Raw genomic sequence first — 4,288 nt, forward strand, 5'->3', positions numbered from 1 at the left:
GACGCGCTGCTGCAGGGCCATCGCGGCCTGTGGCGCACGAACCTTGCCTCCGCGGATGAAATAGGCAAAGACATCGCGCGGCTGAGGGTCGTGGTCGGCATGCGGGGCGGGGACGACACAGGGCAGATCCTCGGGCAAATGGCCGTGCGCCCAGCTACGCAAACGGGCTGACCAGGCCTCAAGTGCCTCGGCCGAGTAGCCGGTTTCGATTGCGTTGTCGCCACGCTGCAGACGCGCATAGACGAAATCCGCGGTGGGATCGGCGATGGCCGGATAGTCGTCGCTATCGGCATAGACGATCGCCACCCTCGCCTCGCGGCAGAGATTCACCGCATCGGCACAGGCAAAACTGTCGTGGCGCAGCTCGACGGCATGACGTAGAGCGAGCCCGTCGACCGTCGCCGGAAGCAGATCGAGAAAGGCGGCGAATTCCTCGGCCTGGAAGGTCTTGGTCGGCGGCAGCTGCCACAGAATCGGACCAAGCCGATCACCCAGCGCGGACAGCCCCGAGTTCACGAACCGGGCAATGCCCTCACCGGCCTCGTCCAGGCGCTTGCGGTTGACCACATAGCGCGGCGCCTTGAGCGAGAACGCGAAGCCGTCGGGCACGGCCTCTGCCCAGCGTGCGAAGGTGGCGGGCTGCTGGGTGCGGTAGTAGGTGCCGTTGACTTCGATCGTCGCGAGCTTTTCCGCCGCATAGGCAAGCTCGTTTTTCTGGGCAAGAGCGTCCGGGTAAAACGTTCCCCGCCAGGGCTTGTAGGTCCAGCCGCCGATGCCGGCACGGATGGTGGCGTTCGGTTGCTCTGTCACGGCCCAGCCAAGGGCCTGTCGACGCGAGCGAAATCGCCGCGCCGCGAACCATTTTTGTGCAAGACAATACGTCGCGGGCGTGCTGTCGGTTTGCGACATGAGCCAGCGGCAATGCCGGACTGCGCGCCTCGAATAGTTACGCAGGGGATCCGCGTGCCGACGGGTTGCGTCCCGAAATCCACCATGCAGCGTTGCGCGTCGTTCATTTGGCTCACCCAGCATCTCTGCTCGCGCCTTGCCGGGCGAATTTGCGCAAGGCAACGCGACGATTGGCGTTAGCGTTAACAGGCGCTAGAGCAGACCGATATGCTCGAACAGTATCGCCGTGCCAATACCGATCAGCACGAAGCCGCCGACGCCTTCCGCATAGCGTGGCACACGTTTGCCGGCAAGGCCGCCGAGCATGAAGCCCAGGCAGGTCATCGCAAATGTGGTGGCGCCGATAATGAACACAGCAGGCAGGATCGGCACGCCGAGCACCAACAACGGCATGCCGACCGCTGCGGCATCGATACTCGTTCCCAGGGCCAATAGCAGCATGCGGCCGCCACTGGCAGGTTCGTCCGGCGCGCTTTTCGTATCCGGACGGACCGCCTCATAGATCATCTTCGTGCCGATACCCAGCAACAAGACGAACGCAATCCAGTGGTCGACCGCTGCGATGACCGATCCCAGCACCAGGCCCAGCGTCCAGCCGATCAGCGGCAACAACGCCTCGAGGGCACCGAAATAGAACGCGACGCGTACCGCTTCGGCAACCGGGGTGCGCCGTTGAAGCGCGCCCTGAGTCACGGACGCAGCAAAGGCATCCATCGACAGGCTCAGCCCCAGCGAAAATGACGTAAGGAGTGACATCAGCGATCCCGCTGTTTCGAACGGCTGTGCAATCGGGACGTCAGACTAGCTCAAAACCGATTAAAAACAATAATTTGCGCTATACCCAGATATTCAGCCCATGCTCAAACCCGGCAAGCGAACAGGATAATCCACCCATTTTCATGTGTTTGCACCCTATCGAGTTGACCCTGGGCTGATCAGCCGGAGGCATGGCGGTCGCCCGGCTGGCCCTGTGGCTGTGTGAGCTGCGCAGCCGGCGCCAACGGGCGGGCCGGGCAGGCCGGACAGGCGCCCGGCACTCGCGGCGATGTTGTGCTCGTATGGTGGACACCGCAAAATCGGCGGCCTGTCGTCGCCAACGTACCTGCCAACGTGATCAGCTACCGCCGCCGCGAACGTGTGATTGCTGCCGGCCTGACGTCGCTGTCGGGCTATGTCGATGCTATGGGCTTCATCGCGCTGGGCGGCTACTTCGTGTCGTTCATGAGCGGGAATTCCACTCGCCTGGGCGTGGGGCTGGAAAGCGCCTGGTCGAAGGCCGCCCTGCCGGCGATGCTGATCGGCCTGTTCGTGGCCGGCGTGGTGCTGGGCACGCTCACCGGCCAGGTCGCGCGCAGTCGCCGCCCGAGCGCCGTGGTCGCGCTCGTAACGGTGCTGCTGTGTGCGGCCGCGATCTTTAACGACGCCGGCATGAGCTCGCTGGCGGTCATGTTCATGGCCCTGGCCATGGGGGCAGAGAACACCGTGTTCGAACGCAATGGCGAAGTCACCATCGGGCTGACCTATATGACGGGTACGCTGGTCAAGCTTGGCCAGCGCGTGACCTCGGCCCTGCTCGGCCAGGGCGATCGTTTCGCATGGGCCTGGTACCTGCTGCTATGGCTTGGCCTGGTGGTCGGCACGCTGGTCGGGGCGGCCGTCTATAACCGTATCGGCCTGGACGGCCTGTGGTTCGCCGCTCTGGCCGCGGCTGCACTCGGCGTCGCGGCGCACCGCTATATCGGTGCCGACGCAAAACCGAAGCTCTGATCAACGCCTTGCGGCTCGACTTCGAGGTCGCTGCCAGGGAACTACAAGGCGCAGCGACTGCTCAGGGGCAGGTCAAGCTGCGGGCGCCGTGGCGGCGCGTTTGCGGCCAACCGTAATCGGCGCCCACTCAGCGCAACCCAAAGGATTTGGTACGATTTTCCCTAGCATTCGCGCGACGTTGGCACGATAATCAGTGCCACTTTAATCAGTGCCACTTTCAAGCTAGGCGAGTTCTAAGCCGATAGAAGCCCGTATCAGCCGGGCGTCGTTCCATACCTTATGAATGACCGTGTTTGCACCTTGTCGTAATCGCTCGCCGGCACATTCGCGGCCGGGCCGCCGCCTCGTTTCGCATCAGCACGCGCCGTCGGGGCGGCTACGCTCGTTCGTACGCCGCGTCGGCGTCTGGAAAGGCACGGCCATCTTCACGTTCGCCTCGACCCTTATTGCCTTTGCGGTCACCGGCGTCAGCCTGGAACTGGCCGGCCTGCGGCACGGCGCGATCGGCTATCTGATCGCGCTTGCCTGTTCCCTCACGATCATGCCCGCGATGATGGTCGCGCTGCTGTCGCTGATCAAACGTCTCGACGAAGCCGAACACGCGTTGTATCGACTCGCACGCACCGACGAACTGACCGATCTACCCAACCGGCGTGCGCTGTTCGAAGCCGCCGTCCAGCAGTTGCAGACCGATACCGCCGTGGCCCTGCTTTTCATCGACATCGACCATTTCAAACGCGTGAACGATACCTACGGCCATCGCATCGGAGACATCATTCTCTGCCGCGTGGCCGAGGCGATCGACGGGCAGCTGTCGGCACGTGGCCTGTTGTACCGCTTCGGCGGCGAAGAATTTGCGGGCCTGCTTTACAACACGCCGCCGGCCGAGGCACGCGATATCGCCGAAGCCCTGCGCGAACATATCCAGCGTACCCCGATCACCGTCGGTGAGCACACGCTCTACATCACGCTGAGCATCGGCGTGGCCACGGCCGACAACGCCCGCAACAGCCAGATCACCACGCTCATCGACCACGCCGATCAGGCGGTCTATGAAGCCAAGAATGCGGGCCGTAACAGGATTCATCTGGCACCCGCGGCATAAAGCGCTGCGAGATTGCTAACCGGCGCTAGTTACCTGCGCGGGTGTCGGCGTGGCCGTCTTCGCCGGCCGTGAACTGCGCTTTCTGTTCCTCGGTCGCCGGCGTCTGGTATTGCTGCTTGTAGTCGGCATACGGCATGCCATAAACATGTTCACGCGCCTCGGCATCGCTGATCGAAGCGCCGCGAAGCTCGGCCTCGGCGCGATACCATTTCGACAGGCAGTTACGACAGAAGCCCGCCAGATTCATCAGATCGATGTTCTGCACGTCGGTCCTGGCTTGCAGATGCTTGACCAGGCCACGAAAAGCGGCGGCTTCGGCTTCGATACGGGTCTGTTCGTCCATGGCAATGCTCGTTCAAATAAATGAATTCGGTATACGCCCGTGCCGGATCGGCGGCCGAGCGCAGCAGGTATCAGTATAGAAGCCGCTAGCTGCGATCGCGGCCGCGGGTGGCCAGCGACTGGATGGCATCAGCCAGCGCCCGCACCGATTCCGGCGCACAGCCT

Annotated in this window: 5 protein-coding genes; 2 read left to right on the forward strand and 3 right to left on the reverse strand. The window is 63.3% G+C overall.

Annotated features, from left to right (window positions below; all coding sequences use genetic code 11):
- Together ABNU97_RS17310 and ABNU97_RS17315 are read right to left on the reverse strand one after the other, a co-directional pair.
- On the reverse strand, window positions 1-810 hold an 810-nt coding region (locus tag ABNU97_RS17310), incomplete at its 3' end, for a DUF72 domain-containing protein (RefSeq protein ID WP_348767912.1).
- Between the two features lie 291 nt (window positions 811-1,101).
- The gene (locus ABNU97_RS17315; protein WP_348767913.1) at window positions 1,102-1,665 is read right to left on the reverse strand and encodes a manganese efflux pump MntP family protein; all 564 of its coding nucleotides are present in this window, start codon (window positions 1,663-1,665) and stop codon (window positions 1,102-1,104) included.
- 354 nt (window positions 1,666-2,019) lie between these two features.
- Between ABNU97_RS17315 and ABNU97_RS17320 the strand changes: the two genes are divergently transcribed.
- Window positions 2,020-2,676 carry a YoaK family protein gene (locus tag ABNU97_RS17320; RefSeq protein WP_348767914.1) on the forward strand — a complete coding sequence of 219 codons (657 nt, stop codon included), beginning with the start codon at window positions 2,020-2,022 and terminating at the stop codon, window positions 2,674-2,676.
- Window positions 2,677-2,965: 289 nt separating this feature from the next.
- Window positions 2,966-3,781 (forward strand): GGDEF domain-containing protein, encoded by an 816-nt coding sequence (locus tag ABNU97_RS17325; RefSeq protein ID WP_348767915.1) that lies wholly within the window; start codon window positions 2,966-2,968, stop codon window positions 3,779-3,781.
- 25 nt (window positions 3,782-3,806) lie between these two features.
- On the opposite strand, the gene ABNU97_RS17330 is transcribed toward ABNU97_RS17325, so the two are convergent.
- Window positions 3,807-4,124, reverse strand: a complete 318-nt coding sequence (locus ABNU97_RS17330; protein ID WP_348767916.1) for a DUF1244 domain-containing protein — start codon at window positions 4,122-4,124, stop codon at window positions 3,807-3,809.
- Between the last annotated feature and the right edge of the window lie 164 nt (window positions 4,125-4,288).

Origin of the sequence: uncultured Salinisphaera sp., assembly GCF_964012375.1 — a bacterium.
In the GTDB taxonomy this organism is placed as follows: domain Bacteria; phylum Pseudomonadota; class Gammaproteobacteria; order Nevskiales; family Salinisphaeraceae; genus Salinisphaera.